Raw genomic sequence first — 22,464 nt, 5'->3', positions numbered from 1 at the left:
AAATATTATTAATTGGAAGCATGAAACTAAATTAAACAGAATATATGATTGTATTCATTTTTTGATTGAAAATAATATAGATACGTGCTATGATTTAAAAAATCACTTGCAAAAAAATGAAAATCAACAAAAAATGTTGAATTTGGAAGGAGTTGGGCCAAAAACAGTAGATTATCTTTTGAAATTATTAAATTTTGATGTTGTGGCTGTTGATAGACATATTTATAGTTTTGTAGAAATGGCTGAAATTGAAATTAAAGGTTATATTGATATAAAGAAAACGGTAGAGTTTGCTGCCGATTTTTTAAATATTTCTCGAAAATCTTTGGATTATAGTATTTGGAGTTATATGTCGAATAAAGACTTTTTAAGAAAGAGTAAACAAGATCAACTTGAATTTGAGTTTGCTTAAAATGAACATAAAATTATATTTAAAGAGAAAATTTTTTTAAACAATGAAACCTCGCTCCTAAAAAACCGAGGTTTCATTGTTAATTCTAAAGATAGTTATTACTCCTCACACAAATAAGGATTCAAAACTTCTGCTAATTCATTGAGCCAATAAAAGCTGTTTTCGAGATTGCTTATCTCATTTTTAAGCGTTTCATGTTCTCTTAAAACACCTAAGGCAACAATATAATTGACTTGTCTTATGGCTTTCGCCATTTCTTTTGGGTCAATAGTGTTGTTGAAAAAATTGGTTAGCCTGGTTTCGGTTTCTTGTGAAAGATTGGTTGTACTCATAATCTAAAATTTTAGGGGAATATGCATGTTTGCGACTTCCGTTATTGAGTTGTGTTTAATTAGCTGAATACAAATATATAAAATAAACGGTTGAATGTAACCGATTGTTTACAATCATATAAAAACAATCTGTTGATTGTAAATTCATTCCCATGAAAAGGACAAGAAAAAGTGAAGTTCCGGAAGTTGTCAAACAATTAGGAATCAGAATAAAAGATATCATAGAAGAGCAACAGCTGAAACAAAGGGAGGTTGCTCATGATGCTGAAATGGATGTAGAGAATTTGAGGAAATACATAAAAGGTTCTCAGGAAATGAAGATAAGTACTTTGTTTAAAATTGCTCAATCTTTAAAAGTAAATCCGGGTGATTTGATTAAAGATTTGTAGACTTTGTTATCTGTTAAAACGTTGGTAATTGGTGATAAAAGGTTCTAATTAGTATTATAAAAATGGAAACAACAATCAGAGAATATTTAAGCAGTGACTATAATGATTGTATAGAAGCCTTTAAAAGTAATGTTCCGGATTATTTTGCAAGTAAGGAGGTACAGGATTTTGAAAATTTTTTAGAGCGTATTGAAAAAGGGAAAGATAATGTTCGGTTTTTTGTTGTTCAGTACAATCAAAAAGTAATTGGCTGTGGAGGATTTGCAGACATGAATGATGATAGCCTTTTTGCATTGGCGTGGGGACTTATTCACAAAGACTTTCATGGAAGAGGATTTGGTGAAAAGCTTTTACAGCATAGAATTGAACAAATCAGACAAATCAACCCTGAATTTTCTTTAATTATTGATACTACACAATATGCAAAAGGTTTTTTTGAAAAACACGGGTTTCGAACCACAAAAGTGACGAATGATTACTACACCATAGGAATGCACAGACACGATATGATATTACAATTTTAATTTACTAATTGTGATTGCAAAATGAAAATTTTACTTTTATTTGAGTTTAGATTTCATAAGCATTCGACTCCGCTTAGGGGGGGGCAATTGGGTTGAAAGAAGTTTATTCCTTTTTGAACTTGTATTCTCGTTTTTTGCTTTTTGGGTTGAGGTCGACAAATTCGTATTCCTCAAAATCTTCAAAATTAGTTTTAAAGAAATCTGCTGCTTTTTCGTGCGACCAGGATTTAGGATAATAGAAACCATCGAATTCAGTATTATGTAGAAGAAGTTCAAAATCATGTCTAAATTCGTCGGCTCCGGAATAGGTTAAAGCAATTTTTCCAGTCCATTCAATATCATATTTGTTTTGAGCTTTGGGAGTAATTTTTATTCTATGATTGGCACAGGTATCGTGTCCTAATAAATAAATTCCGAATGCAATTTCGTCATAATCAAAATCATCATCAAGGGGAAAAGTGTCTGCCAATAAATCCTCTTTTATAAAATCATTGAAAACAGTTTTTTGTGAAGTTTTATTGATTTTAATTCCATAATCTCCCCAATGTGTTGAAGACATTGTACATTGATGAAAATTGCCCCAGACTCCTTTGGAATGCCAGTCACCTTTATATTCTTCATCGTCGTCTTCGGATTGATCTTCGGCACAATAAGCATCTGTTTTTAAATGGAAATCAAACCAAATCGATTCATCTTCTTCGATTCTTCCGTTCCATTTAAATTGTTCTAAAGTGTGACCTTTTGGATATGGATTTCCTAAAAAATAGATTCTGTTTGGCTGGTTCATATATTGGAGATTTGTAACTCAAATGTAAATTTCAATTTTTGAAATTCCAAATTTCAAAAGGTTGTATTGAAATAGTGGTTTTAAGTCTTCCACAACGGTCTGGGTGACCATTGAGGTGAATTTCTAACTCAAAAATTCCAAATTTCAATTCAAAAAGGCGTAATCAAAGTAAAAAACTTAGAACCTTAGCCTCTTAGAGTCTCAGAACCTCAAAGTTTCATAAGTCTTCGACTCCGCTCAGGATGGCACTTGGTTTTTGTCTTATGTCATTACGGTCAGGCTGAGCGAAGTCGAAGCCCTCGTTCCAATTGATGTGTCTTCTACTGCGCTCAGGGTGACCATTGAGGTGAAATTCTAACTCAAAAATTCCAAGTTCCAATTCAAAAAGGTACAGTTACAGAAAAAAACTTAGAACCTTAGCCTCTTAGAGTCTTAGAGCCTCAAAGTTTCATTAGTCTTCGACTCCGCTCAGGATGGCACTTGGTTTTTGTCTTATGTCATTACGGTCAGGCTGAGCGAAGTCGAAGCCCTCGTTCCAATTGATGTGCCTTCGACTTCGCTCAGGGTGACCATTGGGGTGAAATTCTAACTCGAAAAATCTAAATTCCAATTCAAAAAGGTACAGTTACAGAAAAAAACTTAGAACCTTAGCCTCTCTGCCTCTCAGAACCTTAAAAAAAACTATTTTTGTAATTCACTGAATCCGTTTTAGTTTATAAACCAAGTTATAATGTCAATAATTAAAGAGTTAGAACAATTATCAGCATCATTAGAAGGAACCCTTTTATATGATGATCTTCATAAAACGCTTTATTCGACCGATGCTTCTGTGTATCGAATTAAACCCAATGCGGTAGCGATCCCCAAAACAATTGGAGATATTGCCAAGCTGATAAAATTTGCAGGACAGCATCAGCTGTCGATTACGCCAAGAACGGCCGGAACTTCGTTGGCAGGACAGGCAGTAGGAGACGGATTGGTCGTTGATGTGTCGAAGCATTTTACTAAAATTATCTCGTACAATGCCGAAAAGAAAACTGTAACGGTTCAGCCTGGTGTAATTCGCGACGAGCTGAATCTGTTTTTAAAACCGCATGGCGTATTTTTTGCCCCAATTACATCAACATCAAACCGCGCAATGATTGGCGGTATGGTGGGGAATAACTCTTCTGGAACCACTTCGATTCGATATGGAGTGACACGTGATAAAATTGCTGAATTAAAAGCTCTTTTAAGCGACGGTTCGGAAGTGGTTTTTAAGGATCTGACTTCTGCTGAATTTATCGAAAAAACTAAAGGGGATACCTTAGAAAATAAAATATACAAAACCATTTACGACGAGCTTTCTGTTGTTGCCACTCAGGAAGAAATTGTAAAAGAATTTCCGAAACCCGAGATTCACAGAAGAAATACAGGTTATGCTGTTGATATTCTGCTGAAATCGGATTTGTTTGGCGGAACTGAACCCACTATCAATTTAGGCAAACTGCTTTGCGGGAGCGAAGGAACACTGGCTTTTACAACCGAAGTGACGCTGAAAGTAGACGATCTGCCTCCACCTCACAGTATTATGGTTGTGGGGCATTATCACACGATTCAGGAATCATTAGAATCTGTTGTTGTAGCGATGAAGCATCATTTGTACACGGCAGAAATGATTGATGATACGATTTTAGATTGTACCAAAACGAATCGGGAACATATTAAAAACCGTTTCTTTTTGGTGGGAGAGCCCAAAGCTATTATGTTGTTTGAAGTGGCGTCGCATACTTTAGAAGATGCTGAAAAACAGGCTAATGCTTTGATTGCTGATTTGGAAAAAAACAATTTTGGTTATGCACGGGTAAAAATTTACGGGAATGATATTGACAAAGCCAATGAACTTCGTAAAGCAGGTCTGGGTCTTTTAGGAAGTATAGTGGGAGACAATAAAGCGGCCGATTCAATCGAAGATACTGCCGTTGAATTGAGCGATTTGCCGGCTTATATTGCTGAATTTTCGGCCATGATGAAGCGTCACGGGCAAGAGGCAATTTATTACGCACATGCCGGAGCAGGAGAACTGCATTTGCGTCCGGTGTTGAATTTGAAAAAAACATCCGATTTAAAACTTTTCAGAACCATTGCCACCGATGTGGCTGTTTTGGTTAAAAAATACAGAGGATCTCTGAGTGGAGAACATGGCGACGGAATCGTGCGTGGTGAATTTATTCCTTATATGATTGGGGAATCCAATTATGAATTGCTAAAAAGAATCAAGCTGGCGTTTGATCCGAACTCGGCTTTGAATATTGGTAAGATTGTGAATGCCTTAAAAATGGACGAAAACCATCGTGTTGTTTCGGGCAGAGTTGAACCGGATATTAAAACGTTTCAGGATTTCTCGGATAGTTTGGGGATTTTGCGTGCCGCCGAAAAATGTAACGGTTCAGGTGATTGCCGAAAATTGCCGTCGGCAGGAGGAGCCATGTGTCCGAGTTACCGCGCGACGAAAAATGAAAAAGAAACTACGCGTGCCAGGGCGAATGCCTTACGCGAATATTTGACCTATTCAGAGAAAGAAAATAAATTCGACCAGAAAGAACTTTACGAAGTTTTTGAATTGTGTGTGAGCTGTAAAGCCTGTGCCAGCGAATGTCCTAGTAATGTAGACGTAGCCACGCTGAAAGCAGAATTTTTATACCAATACCAAAAAGCAAACGGCTTTTCGACCCGAAACAAAATCTTTGCACACAACGCCAAACTGAATAAGATGGGAAGTCTGTTTCCGTCGATTACGAATTTTATTTCCAATCAGTCTCTCGTGAAAAAAAGCATGGGAATTGCTCCGGAAAGACAAGTTCCGTTATTGGCAAAAAAGACGTTCCAAAAATGGTACGAAAATCATAAACCACAACAAAAGAATTTCCCCAACGGGCAAGTGTATTTGTTTAATGATGAGTTTACGAATTATTATGATGTTAATATCGGTATAGATGCTTTTGAACTATTGACAAAATTAGGTTATGAAGTGCTGATCGTCAATCATGAAGAAAGCGGAAGAACGTATTTGTCGAAAGGATTTCTGGAAGAAGCCAAGAAAATTGCAGATACCAATGTGACTATTTTTAAGGATTTAGTTTCAGCAAAAGCACCTTTAATCGGAATTGAGCCTTCGGCAATATTAACGTTCAGAGATGAATATCTGCGTCTGGCAACGAACAAAGAAGCCGCTGAAAAAGTAGCTAAAAATGCTTTTACGATAGAAGAATTCTTTAAAAGAGAAATTGTCGATGGTAAGATCATAGCTGATTCTTTTTCGGCAGAAAAGAAAGAAATTAAAATTCACGGACACTGTCACCAGAAATCATTGAGTTCAGTTGAAGCGACTTTTGCCATGCTGAATTTACCAATGAATAATGTGGTTACCATTTACAATTCAGGTTGTTGTGGAATGGCGGGATCATTTGGTTACGAAAAAGAGCATTATCAGGTAAGCATGCAAATGGGAGAAGATACCCTATTCCCAAAAGTAAGAGCCACCGCTCAGGAGGTGAAAATCGCCGCAGCTGGAACCAGTTGTCGCCACCAAATTTATGATGGAACAAGTAGAGAAGCCCAGCATCCGGTAAGTATTTTAAGAAACTGCCTGAAGTAATTTTAGATTTTAGAATGTAGATTTTAGATTTTTCTCACGCAGATTTTGCACATTTATTTTTGCCACAGATTAAAAGATTTTCACAGATTTTTTTAATCAATTTAATCCCTATAATCTGTGGCAAAAGAATAATTTGTGCAATTTGTAGGGCTTTTTTTCTTTCTCTCTCGCAGATTTAGCAGATCTTATTGTGGTAAAAAAATCTCCTTAATCTGCGAGAAAAAATAAGCAAAGATTTGAAATGCTAAAAAAGTTTCCCGCAGATTGAGTAGATTTATTTTTAGTTTATTGAAAATCTGTGTAAAATTTCTCCGATGATAGAATCTGCTTTATCTGTTAAATCTACGAGAAAAAAAAATAAGAACAGATTTGAAATGCTAAAAAGATTTCCCGCAGATTCTGCTGATCAAAGGGGATTAAAGCAGATTAGAATAAATAAAATCTGCGCGCATCTGCTTAGATCTTTTTAAAATCTGCGTGAAAGCAATAAGCAAAGATTTGAAGTGGTAAAAAAGTTTCCCGCAGAATCTACAGATTAGAATAAATAAAATCTGCGCGCATCTGCTTAGATCTTTTTAAAATCTGCGTGAAAAGAATAAACCAGTGTGACTGGGTTTAATCCGCAATAATCCGTGGGTGAAAATAATTCATTACAAAAAGCGATGCAAAACAAAATCGTTTTATATATTTGAAATCAGGATAATTTTTGCATTATTTGCAAAATAAAACCACAAAGACCGAATTAAATTAATTTTAAAAGCAAAATCATATATGGCATTATCAGGTTTATTCCGAAAGAAAACGGTACAAGATATTCTGAAGCAAGTTGCAAAAAACGATGCGGACGGTCATAATGCATTAGGAAAACACTTAACTGCCAGAGATTTAACTGCCTTCGGAATTGCCGCTATAGTGGGTGCCGGAATTTTTAGTACGATCGGAAAAGCCAGTGCAGACGGCGGACCAGCCGTTATATTTTTGTTTTTATTTACAGCGGTAGCTTGTAGTTTTGCCGCTTTTGCTTATGCAGAATTTGCCTCAATGGTACCCGTTTCAGGAAGTGCTTATACGTATTCGTATGTGGCATTTGGAGAAATTATAGCCTGGGTAATTGGCTGGGCTTTGATCATGGAATACTCCGTTGGAAATATAACCGTTGCGATATCGTGGAGTGATTATTTTACGGGGCTTCTCGCCAGTGGAGGGATTCATCTCCCGCAGTGGGTTCAGATGGATTACTTAACCGCTTCAAACGGATTTAATAACGCAACAGCTTTGATGCATAGTGGAAAAGCCTTTGAAAATTTAGAACCTGCTCTGCAGTCTGCTTATACGGCCTGGACAACTTCTCCGGTTTTATTTGGCTCGTTTCATTTTGTTGCCGATCTTCCGGCTTTATTAATTATCATCCTGATTACAGCATTGATTTACCGTGGAATGAAAGAATCCCGTAATGCCAGTAATATTATGGTGGTAGTAAAACTTTGTATTGTGCTTTTGGTAATTGCGGTTGGTATATTTTATGTAGATACAGCCAATTGGGATCCGTTTGCACCAAATGGAGTAAGTGGCGTATTAAAAGGAGTTTCTGCAGTATTTTTCGCTTACATTGGTTTTGATGCTATTTCAACTACAGCCGAAGAATGTAAAAATCCACAAAGAGATTTACCACGTGGAATGATGTGGGCGATTATTATTTGTACGCTTTTGTATATCGCCATTGCCTTGGTTTTAACCGGAATGGTGCGTTATAACGAATTAAATGTAGGTGATCCGCTAGCATTTGTATTCGAGAAATTAGATTTAAAATGGATGTCCGGAATCATTGCAGTAAGTGCTGTAGTAGCGATGGCCAGTGTTTTGTTGGTTTTTCAAATGGGACAGCCTCGTATCTGGATGAGTATGAGTCGTGACGGATTGTTGCCAAAGCGTTTCTCAAGAGTACATCCAAAATTTAAAACGCCTTCTTATGCCACTATCGTAACTGGTTTTGTGGTTGCAGTACCCGCGTTATTCTTAAATCTTACCATGGTAACGGATTTATGCAGTATCGGAACTTTATTTGCATTTGTATTGGTTTGTGCCGGAGTTTTGGTATTGCAAAATAAGCCAGAGATTCCAAGAGGAAAGTTTAAAACGCCTTATATCAATTCAAAATATATAATGCCGGTTTTATTGATCATAGGATTAGTTTTTGCCTTTGGGTACAATAAAAAAGCCACGATGAGTTTTATCACCAATGAGACCCAGGTGAATAGCCCGGCAGATATTATTACGTCATTGGATAAAACCGATTCTGAAAAAGTTTTCAATTATTTAAAAAGTATCGACGTTCAGAATAAAACTTCAGAAACATCCGATTTAGAGCATTTATTAAGCCAGTATCAGGATGATGAAGCAAAATATGTTGAGGTTGTAAAAGGTTTGCCAATTAAAGACACTGCAAAATTTGAAAGCGGACTGAGTTTGTTTAAACATAAAATTCCAATGTGGATCTTCTTATTGGTATTGGTTGGTTTAACGGTTTGGGCTTTCAAACAGAATCTATCCTTAATTCCGCTTTTAGGTTTAATCTGTTGTTTGTATATGATGGCCGAATTAAGTGTTTGGAACTGGATTTATTTCACAGTTTGGTTGCTTATTGGTCTTTGTATTTATTTTGGCTTCAGCCGAAAAAACAGCAAGCTAAACACGGAGAACGTTATAAGTTAAGCGCTATAAGAGTTCCATCGGAACGAAATGTATAGTAGGGATGGATTTTAATCCGTCCCCATTGGACAACAAAATGCGTTGTAGGGATGGATTTTAATCCGTCCGCCATTGAAACGAAATGCATTGGGGATAGATTTTAATCCGTCCATTGAAATATAAAAAAAATATAGATGATAAGCCGTTCTGAGAATGTTTTCAGAACGGTTTTATTATTTTGTATCAGGTAAAATGATCTTTTCATTTCAAACAGGAACAAAAAAAATCCGCCAAAAGAAAAACCTTCAGCGGATTTAAACAAACTAAAAAAAAAATCGTGCAAATTTATTTATAAAGAATTGTTTTATTTTGCAAGATGCCAAGCTCTGTCATGCAGGCTTTCATCATTTTGTAGGTACGTTCAATGTCATTGTCCAGACCGATAGAGAAACGGATCAAACCATCCGTCAGTCCCATTTCGGCTTGTTCTTCTAATGGAATTTCACTTGAAGTAGAAGTCCCCGGTGCGCTGAATAATGTTTTATAAAACCCTAAACTCACCGCCAGATAACCTAAATTCCGGGTTTGCATCAATTCCATTAACTCGTTGGCTTTTTCCAGTGAGCCCACATCAATGGTCAGCATTCCTCCAAAACCATATTCCGGATTAATCATTGTTTTGTACAATTCATGACTTGGATGGCTTTTTAATCCCGGATAAACCGTTTTTAAACCGTCTTTCTCGAATTTATCAGCCAAAACGTGTGCATTATGACTGTGCTGTTTGATACGAATATGAAGCGTACGAAGGTTTTTCATCACAGAAGCCGAACGCAGACTGTCCATTGTAGGTCCTAATAACATACTGGCGCCTGAATTTACATTTTTTAGCGAATTGATAAACTCTTTCGAAGCACAGGTTACACCACCAACAGTATCACTGCTTCCGTTTATATATTTGGTTAAACTATGAATCACAATGTCGGCCCCTAATTTTGCAGGAGAAACCGATAAAGGTGAAAACGTATTGTCTACCACCAATTTTAGATTGTATTTTTTGGCAATTTTAGACAGTCCGGCGATATCAGCTACTTCTAATAGCGGATTGCTAACCGTTTCGCAGTATAGGACCTTAGTTTTAGAGGTGATTGCCGCTTCTACAATGTCAAGTTTGGTAATGTCCACAAAGCTCGTTTCGATTCCAAAGCGAGGAATGAAATTCTTTAGGAAGGCATACGTTCCGCCATAAATAGTTCTACTTGAGACAATATGATCACCCGCACCACAAAGTTGTAGCAGGGTAGGAGTGATAGCCCCCATTCCGGAAGCCGAGACATTGGCGGTTTCTGTTCCTTCCATCGCTGCCAGTGCCTGATCCAGATACAGATTACTTGGAGAAGAATGACGGGAATATAAGTAGCAACCTTCCATGTTCCCCTCAAAAGTATCGAACATGGTTTTGGCTGAAAGAAAAGTATAAGTAGAAGAATCGGAAATCGATGGATTTACACCGCCAAATTCACCAAAGTATTGCAAATCCTGAATTTTGTCTGCCGGGTTAAAGTGGTTCATGGTTTATAGTTTATAGTTTGTGGTTTGTGGTTTGTGGTTTTTTGAGACTGCTATTTTGATTTTTACTTCTAATATGAACCTCGTATCTTCTTTTTTGAAGGAAATCTTTTTCAAATTAAGAGCTAATTGGAAAATTAATCAATCACGAAATGAATAATTAGATTTTAAAACTACAAAAATGTATTTATCCTGATTTTTAATCTAAATTTGATGAAGGCAAGATCAGTTAATAGATTTTCTTTCATTTTACAGCAATAAGAACAAACTATAAACCATCAACTATGAACTATAAACCATAAACCCTAAAACTGAAGCCATGACTTTAGATGCCACAGATAAAAAACTCCTGGTTTTATTACAAACCGACAGTAAAAAAACGAATAAAGAATTATCTTTAAAACTCAATCTCTCTGTGACGGCGGTTTATGAGAGGATTAAAAAGCTGGAGCGTGAAGGCATCATTAAAAACTACGTTGCTCTAGTGAATAAATCTAAAATCGAAAAAGGATTTGTGGTTTTCTGTCATTTAAAACTGATTCAGCATACTAAGGAATTCCTAACCAAATTTGAAAGTGAAGTCACCAAGTTAAACGAAGTGCTGGAATGCCACCACGTAAGCGGTGATTATGATTATATCTTAAAAGTTTTGGTAAAAGACATGGAAGCGTATCGTGAGTTCCTGGTCACAAAACTGACTTCGCTTCAACATATTGGCAGCACGCAAAGCATGTTTATGATTAGCGAAGTGAAGAACTCAACAGTGATTTCTTTTTAAGGGCTTGGATTCTGAGAGGCTAAGTTTTTGGATTGTGATTCAAATTCAAAAGCGAAAAAAGCTTAAATTTGAATCAAATAGATTTTAGCATGGAAACAAAAGAATTAAGACTTAGACTTATAAAGGATTTTGGGAAATTCATAAAAGATGATTCTAAATTAGAAATTCTGGAAAGTGTTTTTGATGCGATAAATCATGATGAAAAAGAATCACTTGTTCCTGATTCTCATTATGATCTTGTTGCTGAAGAAAGAGAAAAGTATCTTTCACAGGAGAATGAAGCGAGTTCCTGGGAAGAAGTAGAACAACGTTTGAATGCTAAGTATGGTTTTCAAAATTAAAATTTTACCCTTAGCTGAAAATGAAATTGATAAAGCTATTGAATTCTATGAAAGTAGGAGCAAAGGTTTAGGAAAGCAATTTCTATCCTACTTAAAAACATATCTACAGGTTTTAAAAACACATCCGGAATTATTTCAAATAAAAAAAGAACCTGGTTATCGTGAATTAACTTTGGTAAAATTTCCATTTGTAATTATTTATGAAATTATTGGAAATGAAATAATCGTTTACTCTGTTTTCCACACTTCCAGAAATCCTAAGAAAAAGCCTTAATTCGGCATCTAAAGTTTCAGAGAGGCAAAGGTTTTCTTTAAAGGTGCTAAGGATATAAGTTGTTAAGGTTCTGAGTTTTTGGTGTAAAGATTCAAAGGAACAAAGGTTTTCCTTAAAAATGTACAGCTGTGCGTCAAAAATGCGATAAATCTTTACTTTTTTCGCGATTTTATAAGAATTACAAAATCAGCATGATCTGCAAAATCAGCGAGAGACAAAAAAACTTCGAGAGAATTTGTGTAATCTAGGCCACAAAACTGACTTCGCTTCAACATATTGGCAGCACACAAAGTATGTTTATGATTAGTGAAGCGAAGAACTCAACGGTGATTTCTTTTTAAGGTGCTAAGATTCTAAGAGGCTAAGGTGCTTAGTTTTTTTAATAGTATTATTTAAGGAAATTATCGCTCTGAAATTTCTTTTAGTTTGTTTAATGCCGTTGGATAGGTACTTGTAAAATAATCTAAGTATTCGTCTACTGTATCCAGATCTACAGTGACAGTAGTTATACCGTTATTTTCCTGATAGGAATAATTTTCATGTCCGCCAGTCCATTTTTCAACTTGTTCCCCTGTAGTAATTTCAGTTTCGCCATCCAGGAAACCGTAATGTCTTATAGATATAAATTCAGCGGGTTGGTTTTCTACAATTTCAGAAACCATTCCGCCCTTTTTTCCGTTTTCATCCAGGCCTACAAAATAAATTTTACTGCCTTTTTCCCAGCTTCCTTCATAGGTAGAAGTTGGATTAAATGCTGCTGTCCAATGTTCATAGGTGTTTTTATCTTTCAAACCCAGCATCGCCTCATAAACTTTTTGAGCCGTTGCATTTATCTCTATTTTGAATTGTAGTTTTTCCATTTTGAATTAGCATTGATTAGATTTCAAATTTACATTTTATTTTTTTTGGCTTATGTTTTTTGTTGTCTGATTATCAGTGTTTTTTGTTTTTGTGTGTCTTTAAAATATATAAAAGTAAGATTTATCACAAACCCAAAAACAGCTAATCTCTGCGAACTTAGCGTAAATCTTAGTGCTCTTAACGGTTAAAACTCCATCTAAAATTTCACCCAAAAAACATTGAAAATTAAACTTCAAACAAAACTTTATTCCTTAATTTTGTAACGCTAAAAATAAAATAGACAAACTATGAGTTCATTTGACGTAGTCATTATAGGTTCAGGTCCTGGCGGATATGTATCAGCAATTCGTTGCGCACAATTGGGATTTAAAACTGCAATTGTAGAAAAGTATAACTCTTTAGGTGGAACTTGCCTTAACGTAGGTTGTATTCCTTCAAAAGCATTATTATCGTCTTCTCATCATTATGCGGAAATTGCACATTTTGCAGATCACGGAATCGAAGTTTCAGGTGATGTGAAAATCAATTTAGAGAAAATGATCGCACGCAAGCAAGCTGTTGTAGATCAAACTGCAGGTGGGGTAAACTACTTAATGGATAAAAATAAAGTTACTGTTTTTAATGGTTTAGGTTCTTTCGTAGATGCAACGCACATTGCTGTGACAAAAGCTGACGGAACTTCCGAAACTATTGAAGCAAAATATACTATAATTGCTACAGGTTCAAAACCATCTTCTTTGCCTTTCATTAAAATTGATAAAGAAAGAATCATCACTTCTACTGAGGCTTTGGCTTTAAAAGAAGTTCCAAAACACTTAGTAATTATTGGTGGTGGAGTAATCGGAATTGAGCTTGGACAAGTTTACCTTCGTTTAGGTGCTCAGGTTTCTGTTGTAGAATTCATGGACAGAATCATTCCGGGAATGGATAGTTCTTTGTCTAAAGAATTGACTAAAGTATTGAAAAAACAAGGAATGAAATTCTACGTTTCTCACAAAGTAAAATCTGTAGAAAGAAACGGTGATGCTGTTGTGGTTCAGGCTGAAAATGCAAAAGGAGAAACAATCACTTTAGAAGGAGATTATTCATTAGTTTCTGTTGGACGTCGTCCGTATACAGACGGATTGAACGCTGACAAAGCAGGAGTAAAAATTTCTGATAGAGGACAAGTAGAAGTAAACGATCATTTACAAACTAACGTTCCAAATATCTACGCTATCGGTGACGTTGTTCGTGGAGCAATGTTGGCACACAAAGCGGAAGAAGAAGGAACTATGGTTGCTGAGATCTTAGCAGGTCAAAAACCACATATCGATTACAACTTAATCCCTGGTGTGGTATACACTTGGCCAGAAGTTGCAGCAGTTGGACAAACTGAAGAGCAATTGAAAGCTGCAGGAGTTAAATACAAATCAGGAAGTTTCCCATTCAAAGCTTTAGGACGTGCAAGAGCAAGTGCTGACTTAGATGGATTCGTAAAAATCCTTGCTGATGAAAAAACAGACGAGGTTTTAGGTGTTCACATGATTGGAGCCCGTACAGCAGATTTAATCGCCGAAGCGGTTACAGCTATGGAATTTAAAGCTTCTGCTGAAGATATCTCAAGAATGAGCCATGCGCATCCAACTTTTGCTGAAGCAATAAAAGAAGCGGCTTTGGCAGCTACTGATAACAGAGCATTACACGTATAATTTACGGAAAATATATCTTAAGAGCCCGTCAGAATTATTTCTGACGGGTTTTTTATTGCCTTAATAGGGTAAAAGTATAATACGTTTCTTTATTCTTTAAATAGACATTATAAGTTCCATTCTCTTCTTTATACAGATGATACAAATATTTGTCGCCTTTAATGCTTAAGTTCTTTCGCGACAGATTATTACTTTCAATAAATTCCAGTTCAAATTCACAACTGCCTTTTTTTCTGTAATGCAATTTTGAGAATGTACCATCGGTAAAATTTTCAATCCATAAATGATCGCTTAAAGTTACCGCTACTTTTGCACCGCTATTTTCTATGTAATAATATTTTGAAGATTGATCAAAATGATTGCATTCCTCTCTGGATATTTCATCAAGAGGCTTTTCATTCTGCATGGACCAGCTGCTTTTCTCAGATTCGTTTGGAAAAAGAGCTACAAATTCGTTACAGTTTTTATGTAACCTGAAAAATAGCTGCTCAAACACTCTTCTTTGTACAATACTGTCCTTAAATTTTGTCAGATAAGGGGCGATATGCGAATTGTTGATGGTATTAATTCTGATTTCATTGTCTAAAGCCTGATTTTGAACCAATGATTTACAGATTTCGGTCGTTAGCGAATCTACAGATTTTATAGATTGCGATCTCGAAAAATGGACAAATAATAATAAGAAGAGGAGTAGATATTTTTTCATGTAAAATGGAAATTTTCATCAAATATAATTGTTTAGTAAAAGTTTTTGGAGAATTGGATTTTATTCTTGTAATATTTGAGTCTAAAAATGAAGAAGTTTAGGAAAAATTTCGTAAATTAGAGGTATGATTCTGAGGCTGTATTTGTAGGTGTTCAGGGTTTAATTATTTGGTAATCATGTTTATAGTTTTGTTTTGCAGATGCTGAAGAATTGTAGCAATACTTTGTTTTGTAAGCACTGAAGAATTCAAAAAAAACTTAGTTTTGAACTGCTAAAGTTTTTAGTAAATAAATTAAAGTTGTCAGAGCAGATTCTAAATAGTGGTTGTTACTATTCTTAAGTAGTAATATAGTGATAAAGGTAAATAACAGGGGCTATAATGTCATAAAAGACGAGTGAGAGGAAAGTATCGGGAAAAGCCAGCTTTATCAGAAAAGATAATATTGGTATGCTTAAGGTTTCATTTTTGGTCCTTTTTATTCCAGTTGTAAAGCAAAATAGTGTAAGTAGTAAAAAAAAGCAAATCCGACAGGTTTTTAAAACTGTCGGATTTGCTTTTTAAGTGTACAGTGAAAAATTGATTATCTGGTGAAAATGCTTTTGTAATTATCCCAATATCTGTAGATTAAAAACAGATTGGCAAGAAATAATAAAACGGCCAATGGTAAACCATTTGGATTTAGAAAATAATTAATAAACAAAATGTTTACCGTAATGGGTAAGATCAGTATATTGGCTAGTGTTACATATCGTCCTGTTACAAACGCAATTCCGCAAAGTAGTTCGATTGATTTTGCTAATGGCAATAAATAAGTTGAGGCAACTAGCCCCATATTAAAAGCTTTAAAATCACCGGTAGTTTCTGGTTCCGGAGCCAGTTTGAAGAAAAAACTAAGAGAAGCGAATAATAACAAAAGGCCAATTAAAACACGGACAATAATGGTAGCAATTTTCATAATACTTAAGAATTTTAATGGGTTAAAAAAGTCTAATTTATTTTTGGAAAACGTTATAATCTGAACTCACCAATGATAAAAAGTAATTTTCATGACTTTTATATTGAGAATTTGACAGTCATTATTGTTCTATTTTGAGATAAATAGAATGCTATATCAAATATAACGATTTTTTTCTTATGAAATTGTTGTTTTTTAACACTTTTCTTATTTCTTAAAGTATTTTTTGTAAAGGAAAAATCCTCCAAAACCAATCAAAAGAAATGGCCACAAATTAATTAGAAAAACAAAGATCGTTTCAAGAATGTACCAGCCATTTTTTAGCGAATCGATGATTTGAATGCCTAGGTTGGGCTTATAAGCATCACTGTCTTTTTCACTGGCTATTATCTCTTGTTTTATTGTTTCGTTTTGATACAGCTGTAAAGTTATGGTACTGAAGTTGATTTGATCTTCTAAGGATAAATTCTCAATAATGCTGTTATCATTGGCTTCTTTCTGGTTCGCCAGCGCATTTTCAGCTTCCATAACATCATTGATTTTTTTGCCTTTAGTATCAATTGCTTTTTCGACTCTTTTTTGTGTAACAGTGCTTCTTTTTTGTGAAAGCTGATTGGATAATAACTTTAAAGAAACATCATCGGCTTTGATAAGTCTGAAGTCCAGAAAATCAATTTGTTTGGCTATGATTTTAATAACAGTATCGAGCTGTGTATTGGGAACACGGATTGTAATGTCGTTTTGTACCGTATATTTAGTGGTTTCGAGTGTGCTGTCGGGACTGATTTTGGTTTTAACCTGATCACGAATGGTGCTTTGTAAGCTGGTGTAGGTTACAAAACCTCCAAATTTCTGAGTGGTGTTTTCAATTGCATAAGTAGATTTAACGACGTTTTTTACCTTAAATTTAATATCGGCAGTGCGAATGAATTTTTGCTTACCGTCTTTTTTTTCCACTGCTGCCGATGAAGAAATCGCAGTGCTGTCTGTTGTAGTTTTTTGGTCTTCAAGGCTTTCTGATGTAGCGGGATCGAATTTTTTGCAGGAAAAGAATAAGAGGATAAGCACTAAGGAAGTCAATCCAAGGTTGGCAATTGTTTTCATAAAGTTTTTTAGATTTAATGCGTTGAGTAATAATTTAGAGAATCCGTTTTTAAGGGGGAGACTAGAAAGATTGTTATCGATTTTTGGGTATAACGAATTCAATCTGTATTAGTCATTACTGGCTGTGTTTTTTAGAAGTGTATTTTATCAATAGGCAAAAAAAGTTTGAGTATTCTTGTTAATTCGATATACTAAAAAGTGTGCCAATATTTTTTGTTTAATATTTTATTGAAGGATTTTTTTTGTTGTAATTTTGAGGCCTAAAATTTACCTATTTTTGAGAGTTACCATTTACAAAGACATTTCAGATCCAGAGCATTTTAAACAACAGCTTTTAAGCTGGTCACAACAATTTCGGGAGGTTGTTTTTTTGGATAGTAATTCCTATCCACAGGAATATTCAAGCTTTGATTTTGTTTTGGCAGTGGATGCTTTTACCTCTTTAAAAACAGATTTTCATAATGCTTTTGAAGATCTGAAACAATATCAGCAAACGACTAAAGACTGGCTTTTTGGATATCTTTCCTATGATTTAAAAAACGATACAGAAAATCTCACATCATCAAATTTTGACGGTTTAGATTTTCCGGATTTGTTTTTCTTTCAGCCTAAAAAGATTTTTACGTTAAAAGAAAATAAACTCGAAATACAATATTTATTGCTTTGCGATGATGAGCTGGAAGAGGATTATGAAGAAATCGTTACTAGTAAATATGATGCCTTTGAAACGGTAAGCGCGATTGAAGTCAAACAGCGTATTTCAAAAGAGGCTTACGTTGAAAAAGTGAACAAAATGCTGGAGCACATTCATATAGGTGATATGTATGAGGCTAATTTTTGCATGGAATTTTTCGCTGAGAATACCGAAATTAATCCGTTGGAAAAATTCCAGAAATTAGATGCGATATCACAAGCTCCGTTTTCGGTATTTTTTAAGAATCATAAACAATATTTGCTTTCGGCTTCTCCGGAGCGGTACCTGAAAAAGGTTGGTGAAACTTTAATTTCTCAACCGATAAAAGGAACTTCAAAACGATTTTCAGATCCGGTTGAAGACGAAAAATCAAAACAATTTTTAGCATCAGATCCTAAAGAACGGGCTGAGAATATTATGATTACCGATTTGGTGCGGAATGATCTGTCGCATACAGCACAGAAAGGTGCTATTGAAGTAACGGAACTTTGTAAAATTTACTCATTTTTACAGGTGCACCAAATGATCTCAACCATCACCTCAAAAATAGATCCGCAGTATTCACCGATAGATGTTTTAAGAACTACTTTTCCAATGGGAAGCATGACGGGAGCACCAAAAATTTCAGTCATGAAGATTATCGAAAATCTGGAAGAAACCAAACGAGGTCTGTACAGTGGTGCAGTTGGTTATTTCACGCCTGAAGGTGATTTCGATTTTAATGTGGTGATAAGAAGTATTTTGTACAATCAGGAAAATAAATATATTTCGTTTTCGGTCGGAAGTGCGATTACTTCCCAATCGATTCCTGAAAAAGAGTATGAAGAATGTTTGTTAAAGGCAAAAGCTATGCACGAAGTTTTGCAATAACCAATGTATTTTCGATTAATGAATCGTAGATGATAAAATTAAATTAACTTGTTTGGTATAATTAGTAAAAAAACGTAACACATAGAAACATAGGTTTTAGGTCTATAAAAAGAAACATGTTTCTTATACATAGTAGTCTCTGTGTGTTTTAAATAAGTGAAACGTCTTTTTTGAAAGTATTAAAGCTATGTTTCTATGTGTTAAAATAAATTACACTCAATGCGTTAAATTAATTAAAATTCGTGCAATTTTATTTGCAATTCGTAAATATAGTGTAAATTCGTACAATTTTAAGATTTAAAAACTTTCTCCATATATATAGAATTAAATTTTTACATTTATAAATGCTTTCAAAATTTCAAAATCATCTCGCTGTAAGATTTCCATTTCTGGAGGATAAAAAGCTGTTTCTGGCAGTAAGCGGAGGATTGGATAGCATGGTTTTACTGCATTTGTTTCAACAATTGCCGTTTGAGATCGCCGTTTTACACTGTAATTTTCAATTGCGTGGAGTAGAAAGTTTTGGAGATCAGGATTTTATTCAAAAGTACTGTGACGAGAATGATATTTCGATTTTTAGTACTCAATTTGATACCGAGGCTTTTGCCAAAGATTATAAATTATCCACTCAGGTTGCGGCCCGGGAACTGCGTTACAACTGGTTTTACGAACTTCTGGAAACCGAAAATTTCGACTATATTTTAACGGCACATCATGCCGACGACAATCTCGAAACTTTCATAATCAATCTAACCCGAGGGACAGGATTAGACGGACTGATTGGGATTCCGGAGCAAAATGATAAAATTGTTCGTCCGCTTTTGCCCTTTTCCAGAGCCGAAATTTTAGACTATGCCCAACAAAATAATATATCGTGGCGCGAAGACAGCAGTAATGCATCAAACAAATACCTGCGAAATAAAATCCGTCACGATCTTGTCCCGATCTTGAAAGAAATCAATCCAAATTTTTTAAATGCCTTTCAGAAAACGCAGGGATATTTGCAGGAATCTCAGGAAATGGTTGAGGATGCTTCGATCATGATTTACCAGCAAGTGGCGAAAGAAGAGGGAGAAGACATTCACTTTGATTTGAATCAGCTCAGGAAATTACCCAATTATAAATCGTATTTGTATCAGTGGCTAAATGAATTTGGTTTCGTAGCCTGGAATGATATTTATGATTTGGTAGAGGGACAATCCGGTAAACAGGTTTTTTCGGCTGATTTTCGATTGTTGAAAAACAGAGATACTTTGATTTTGAGTCCAATTTCTGAATTAGAAGAAAATGAAGTATTCGAAATTAGAGCAGAGGAGAAAGACGTTAATTTTCCCTTAAAATTAAGGCTTTGTCAGGTAGACGACATTACAATAGATTCAAATAAAGCTATATTTGTGGACGCTGAAAAAATCCGTTTCCCACTTATTTTGCGTAAATGGAAGGAGGGAGATGTTTTTCATCCTTTTGGAATGAATGGGAAATCTAAAAAGCTAAGCAAACTTTTTAAAGATGAAAAATTATCGCTGATTGAAAAGGAGAAAATTTGGATTTTATGCTCAGATAATCAGATTGTGTGGGTTATTGGAATCAGACAGGATGAACGCTTTAAAATTGAGAATACAACAAACGAAATAATTAAAATAGAATTATTATAATGAACCCTAACTACTACCAACAAACGATAATATCGAAAAGTGTCTGGAATAAATCCATTGTTTTTTTATTGTTTTTTCTTTTTGCATTTGCAAAAGGGAATGCTCAAATTCTCGAACCGGTAAAATGGACTTCAAAAATCGAAAAGAGAGCCGGTAATAATGCTGTTTTGATTTTTGACGGAACAATTGAAAAAGAGTGGCACATGTATTCGCAGTTTACACCTGAAGGTGGACCACTTGCTTTAGAGATTACCTTTAAAAATCAGAAAGGAAATTACAATTTGGTTGGAAAGGCTAAAGAAGGAAAAACCAAAACAGCTTTTAATGATGTCTTTGGTGTAAATGAAACTTTCTTTGAAGGCAAAGCACATATCGAACAAGAGATCACAATTATTAACCCAAATTTAAAGACGGTTGAGGTTGATTTTGACTTTCAGGTTTGTAAAGAAGTTTGTATCAATTCCAGTAAAAAGTTTTCTATAGCGATTCCATCAAATTTTAAAATGGATGCCGTTGCAGTAGTAACAGAATCGAAACCGGATGAGACTAAAATGGCTGATTTAGCTGTTGATACGGTGAGTAAAACAGCTGTTTCGGAAAAATTAGAACTGAAGAAAATTGATCACGCAACAGCGGAAGTTGTAGATCATGTAAAGAAACCAGCACCATCAAGAAGTTTATGGTCGATCTTTTTTATTGCTTTTATTTCAGGATTTGCAGCTTTGTTGACTCCTTGTGTTTTTCCGATGATCCCAATGACGGTAAGTTTTTTTACCAAACAAAGTAAAAGCAGGGCTAAAGGAATACGAAATGCTATCATTTATGGTTTTTCTATTATTGCTATTTATGTAGTATTAGGATTGATTGTAACCAAAATTTTTGGGGCAGATGCGCTGAATGCACTATCTACAGATGTTTGGTTTAACCTGATTTTCTTTGTGATCCTGATTATTTTTGCTACTTCATTTTTAGGAGCTTTCGAAATTATGCTGCCTAATTCATGGGCGAATAAAGCAGATCAGCAGGCCGACAGAGGAGGTTTAATTGGTATATTGTTTATGGCTCTGGCTTTGGCTATAGTGTCGTTTTCTTGTACCGGACCTATTGTTGGAACCTTATTGGTAGAAGCTGCTTCAAATGGTGGAATTGCTCCTGTTGTTGGAATGTTAGGATTCTCACTCGCATTGGCACTGCCATTTATGTTCTTTGCTATGTTCCCAGGCTGGTTAAATTCGTTGCCAAAATCCGGTGGCTGGCTGAACACTGTAAAAGTAGTTTTAGGATTCCTGGAATTGGCATTAGCATTTAAATTTTTATCTAATGCTGATTTGGTGCTTCAGTTGCACTTTTTGGAAAGAGAAGTATTCATCGCAATCTGGATCGCTATTTTTGCAGCTCTGACGTTATATTTATTCGGAAAAATTACATTGCCTCACGATAGTCCTCTAAATCATATTTCGGTTGGAAGATTGTATTTAGGATTGCTTACATTAGTATTTACGGTTTATTTAATTCCGGGACTTTGGGGAGCGCCATTAAAATTAATCAGTGCATTCCCGCCACCACCACAATATAGCGAAAGTCCGTTTGGGGTAGGGGGATCTGCAAATTCAAATAGCGGTAGTACTGAAACCGTTTCAGGTTTACCGGCAGGAGCAGAGTTAGGTCCTCACGGTATTATGGTTTTTCATGACTACGAAGATGGTTTAGCGTATGCAAAATCAATCAACAAACCCATTATGCTTGATTTTACAGGTTATGCTTGTGTGAATTGCCGAAAAATGGAAAACAATGTATGGTCAGAACCCATGATTTTACCAATCCTGAAAAATGAGGTGGTTTTGATTTCTCTTTATGTGGATGATAAACGTGACCTGCCAAAAGAAGAGCAGTATGTTACAGCAAAAGGAGACAAAATTGAAACGGTAGGAGATAAATGGACCGATTTTATGATTTCAAAATATAAAACCAATACGCAGCCATTATATGTGATAACCGATTTAGAAGGGAAGAATTTAAACAATTCTAAACCTACTATTAGTTATGTAAGCGCAGAAGAATATTTGCAATGGCTGAAAGAAGGAATTTCTAATTTTAAGTAGTTTTTTTTCTAGAACATAGAGTGAAGAGTGAAGAGTGAAGAGTGAAGAGTGAAGAGTGAAGAGTGAAGAGTGAAGAGTGAAGAGTGAAGAGTGA

19 protein-coding genes and 1 pseudogene are annotated in these 22,464 nt (G+C 35.2%); 13 read left to right on the top strand and 7 right to left on the bottom strand.

The annotated features are described in order from the left end of the window. Positions 1-412, top strand: a 412-nt coding sequence (locus tag JO950_RS16830) for a hypothetical protein (protein WP_202703682.1), incomplete at its 5' end; no start/stop codon positions are given. Between the two features lie 98 nt (positions 413-510). On the opposite strand, the gene JO950_RS16825 is transcribed toward JO950_RS16830, so the two are convergent. Beyond that, positions 511-744 (bottom strand): hypothetical protein, encoded by a 234-nt coding sequence (locus tag JO950_RS16825; RefSeq protein ID WP_202703681.1) that lies wholly within the window; start codon positions 742-744, stop codon positions 511-513. Between the two features lie 152 nt (positions 745-896). Between JO950_RS16825 and JO950_RS16820 the strand changes: the two genes are divergently transcribed. Next, positions 897-1,133, top strand: coding sequence for a helix-turn-helix domain-containing protein (locus JO950_RS16820; protein ID WP_202703680.1), 237 nt, complete (start codon positions 897-899; stop codon positions 1,131-1,133). Between the two features lie 62 nt (positions 1,134-1,195). After that, positions 1,196-1,657: a GNAT family N-acetyltransferase gene (locus tag JO950_RS16815; protein ID WP_202703679.1), complete on the top strand. Its 462-nt coding sequence runs from the start codon at positions 1,196-1,198 to the stop codon at positions 1,655-1,657. A gap of 103 nt (positions 1,658-1,760) precedes the next feature. On the opposite strand, the gene JO950_RS16810 is transcribed toward JO950_RS16815, so the two are convergent. Further along, entirely contained in the window at positions 1,761-2,444 is a 684-nt protein-coding gene (locus JO950_RS16810; protein ID WP_202703678.1) for a hypothetical protein, read from the bottom strand. Between the two features lie 730 nt (positions 2,445-3,174). Between JO950_RS16810 and JO950_RS16805 the strand changes: the two genes are divergently transcribed. Both JO950_RS16805 and JO950_RS16800 read left to right on the top strand, forming a co-directional pair. After that, positions 3,175-6,081, top strand: coding sequence for an FAD-binding and (Fe-S)-binding domain-containing protein (locus JO950_RS16805; protein ID WP_202703677.1), 2,907 nt, complete (start codon positions 3,175-3,177; stop codon positions 6,079-6,081). A 771-nt stretch (positions 6,082-6,852) separates the two neighbouring features. After that, complete coding sequence (locus JO950_RS16800) at positions 6,853-8,793, top strand: amino acid permease (protein WP_202703676.1); 1,941 nt, start codon at positions 6,853-6,855, stop codon at positions 8,791-8,793. Between the two features lie 321 nt (positions 8,794-9,114). Here JO950_RS16800 and JO950_RS16795 read toward each other — a convergent pair whose 3' ends face one another. Beyond that, on the bottom strand, positions 9,115-10,341 hold the full coding sequence (locus tag JO950_RS16795) for an aminotransferase class I/II-fold pyridoxal phosphate-dependent enzyme (RefSeq protein WP_202703675.1): 1,227 nt from the start codon (positions 10,339-10,341) through the stop codon (positions 9,115-9,117). A 316-nt stretch (positions 10,342-10,657) separates the two neighbouring features. On the opposite strand from JO950_RS16795, the gene JO950_RS16790 reads away from it, so the two are divergent. From JO950_RS16790 to JO950_RS22295, 4 genes and pseudogenes are all read left to right on the top strand, one after another. Next, positions 10,658-11,116, top strand: coding sequence for an Lrp/AsnC family transcriptional regulator (locus tag JO950_RS16790; protein WP_017495489.1), 459 nt, complete (start codon positions 10,658-10,660; stop codon positions 11,114-11,116). An 89-nt stretch (positions 11,117-11,205) separates the two neighbouring features. Continuing rightward, on the top strand, positions 11,206-11,457 hold the full coding sequence (locus tag JO950_RS16785) for a hypothetical protein (protein ID WP_202703674.1): 252 nt from the start codon (positions 11,206-11,208) through the stop codon (positions 11,455-11,457). Further along, on the top strand, positions 11,441-11,731 hold the full coding sequence (locus JO950_RS16780; RefSeq protein WP_202703673.1) for a type II toxin-antitoxin system RelE/ParE family toxin: 291 nt from the start codon (positions 11,441-11,443) through the stop codon (positions 11,729-11,731). The genes JO950_RS16785 and JO950_RS16780 overlap by 17 nt, the downstream gene beginning before the upstream one ends. A 251-nt stretch (positions 11,732-11,982) precedes the next feature. Then, positions 11,983-12,072: pseudogene (locus tag JO950_RS22295) on the top strand (AsnC family transcriptional regulator); the annotation flags it as partial. Positions 12,073-12,132: 60 nt separating this feature from the next. Here the strand turns inward: JO950_RS22295 and JO950_RS16775 are convergent. Beyond that, positions 12,133-12,591, bottom strand: coding sequence for an SRPBCC domain-containing protein (locus tag JO950_RS16775; protein ID WP_202703672.1), 459 nt, complete (start codon positions 12,589-12,591; stop codon positions 12,133-12,135). A 288-nt stretch (positions 12,592-12,879) separates the two neighbouring features. On the opposite strand from JO950_RS16775, the gene lpdA reads away from it, so the two are divergent. Next, on the top strand, positions 12,880-14,283 hold the full coding sequence (gene lpdA, locus JO950_RS16770) for a dihydrolipoyl dehydrogenase (RefSeq protein ID WP_017495487.1): 1,404 nt from the start codon (positions 12,880-12,882) through the stop codon (positions 14,281-14,283). Between the two features lie 52 nt (positions 14,284-14,335). Here lpdA and JO950_RS16765 read toward each other — a convergent pair whose 3' ends face one another. From JO950_RS16765 to JO950_RS16755, 3 genes are all read right to left on the bottom strand, one after another. Beyond that, positions 14,336-14,989: a hypothetical protein gene (locus tag JO950_RS16765; RefSeq protein WP_202703671.1), complete on the bottom strand. Its 654-nt coding sequence runs from the start codon at positions 14,987-14,989 to the stop codon at positions 14,336-14,338. A gap of 581 nt (positions 14,990-15,570) precedes the next feature. Beyond that, positions 15,571-15,945: a DoxX family membrane protein gene (locus JO950_RS16760; RefSeq protein ID WP_202703670.1), complete on the bottom strand. Its 375-nt coding sequence runs from the start codon at positions 15,943-15,945 to the stop codon at positions 15,571-15,573. A gap of 207 nt (positions 15,946-16,152) precedes the next feature. Then, positions 16,153-17,049: a DUF4349 domain-containing protein gene (locus tag JO950_RS16755; protein WP_202703669.1), complete on the bottom strand. Its 897-nt coding sequence runs from the start codon at positions 17,047-17,049 to the stop codon at positions 16,153-16,155. Positions 17,050-17,326: 277 nt separating this feature from the next. On the opposite strand from JO950_RS16755, the gene JO950_RS16750 reads away from it, so the two are divergent. The 3 genes from JO950_RS16750 (at position 17,327) to JO950_RS16740 (ending at position 22,370) form a co-directional block, all read left to right on the top strand. Then, a complete protein-coding gene (locus tag JO950_RS16750) occupies positions 17,327-18,613 on the top strand; it encodes an anthranilate synthase component I family protein (protein WP_202703668.1) in 1,287 nt (428 codons plus the stop codon). Between the two features lie 344 nt (positions 18,614-18,957). Further along, positions 18,958-20,268, top strand: a complete 1,311-nt coding sequence (gene tilS / locus JO950_RS16745) for a tRNA lysidine(34) synthetase TilS (RefSeq protein WP_202703667.1) — start codon at positions 18,958-18,960, stop codon at positions 20,266-20,268. After that, positions 20,268-22,370 carry a thioredoxin family protein gene (locus JO950_RS16740; RefSeq protein ID WP_202703666.1) on the top strand — a complete coding sequence of 701 codons (2,103 nt, stop codon included), beginning with the start codon at positions 20,268-20,270 and terminating at the stop codon, positions 22,368-22,370. The genes tilS and JO950_RS16740 overlap by 1 nt, the downstream gene beginning before the upstream one ends. The last annotated feature ends 94 nt before the right edge of the window (positions 22,371-22,464 follow it).

It is taken from the genome of Flavobacterium sp. UGB4466 (assembly GCF_903469665.1).
GTDB classification, from domain to species: domain Bacteria; phylum Bacteroidota; class Bacteroidia; order Flavobacteriales; family Flavobacteriaceae; genus Flavobacterium; species Flavobacterium lipolyticum.
This window is presented reverse-complemented; position numbering and strand designations above follow the sequence as displayed.

Coding starts and splice junctions, on each gene's coding strand:
- JO950_RS16825 (WP_202703681.1), bottom strand. CDS start 744: ATGAGTACAACCAATCTTTCACAAGAAACCGAAACCAGGCTAACCAAT.
- JO950_RS16820 (WP_202703680.1), top strand. CDS start 897: ATGAAAAGGACAAGAAAAAGTGAAGTTCCGGAAGTTGTCAAACAATTA.
- JO950_RS16815 (WP_202703679.1), top strand. CDS start 1,196: ATGGAAACAACAATCAGAGAATATTTAAGCAGTGACTATAATGATTGT.
- JO950_RS16810 (WP_202703678.1), bottom strand. CDS start 2,444: ATGAACCAGCCAAACAGAATCTATTTTTTAGGAAATCCATATCCAAAA.
- JO950_RS16805 (WP_202703677.1), top strand. CDS start 3,175: ATGTCAATAATTAAAGAGTTAGAACAATTATCAGCATCATTAGAAGGA.
- JO950_RS16800 (WP_202703676.1), top strand. CDS start 6,853: ATGGCATTATCAGGTTTATTCCGAAAGAAAACGGTACAAGATATTCTG.
- JO950_RS16795 (WP_202703675.1), bottom strand. CDS start 10,341: ATGAACCACTTTAACCCGGCAGACAAAATTCAGGATTTGCAATACTTT.
- JO950_RS16790 (WP_017495489.1), top strand. CDS start 10,658: ATGACTTTAGATGCCACAGATAAAAAACTCCTGGTTTTATTACAAACC.
- JO950_RS16785 (WP_202703674.1), top strand. CDS start 11,206: ATGGAAACAAAAGAATTAAGACTTAGACTTATAAAGGATTTTGGGAAA.
- JO950_RS16780 (WP_202703673.1), top strand. CDS start 11,441: ATGGTTTTCAAAATTAAAATTTTACCCTTAGCTGAAAATGAAATTGAT.
- JO950_RS16775 (WP_202703672.1), bottom strand. CDS start 12,591: ATGGAAAAACTACAATTCAAAATAGAGATAAATGCAACGGCTCAAAAA.
- lpdA (WP_017495487.1), top strand. CDS start 12,880: ATGAGTTCATTTGACGTAGTCATTATAGGTTCAGGTCCTGGCGGATAT.
- JO950_RS16765 (WP_202703671.1), bottom strand. CDS start 14,989: ATGAAAAAATATCTACTCCTCTTCTTATTATTATTTGTCCATTTTTCG.
- JO950_RS16760 (WP_202703670.1), bottom strand. CDS start 15,945: ATGAAAATTGCTACCATTATTGTCCGTGTTTTAATTGGCCTTTTGTTA.
- JO950_RS16755 (WP_202703669.1), bottom strand. CDS start 17,049: ATGAAAACAATTGCCAACCTTGGATTGACTTCCTTAGTGCTTATCCTC.
- tilS (WP_202703667.1), top strand. CDS start 18,958: ATGCTTTCAAAATTTCAAAATCATCTCGCTGTAAGATTTCCATTTCTG.
- JO950_RS16740 (WP_202703666.1), top strand. CDS start 20,268: ATGAACCCTAACTACTACCAACAAACGATAATATCGAAAAGTGTCTGG.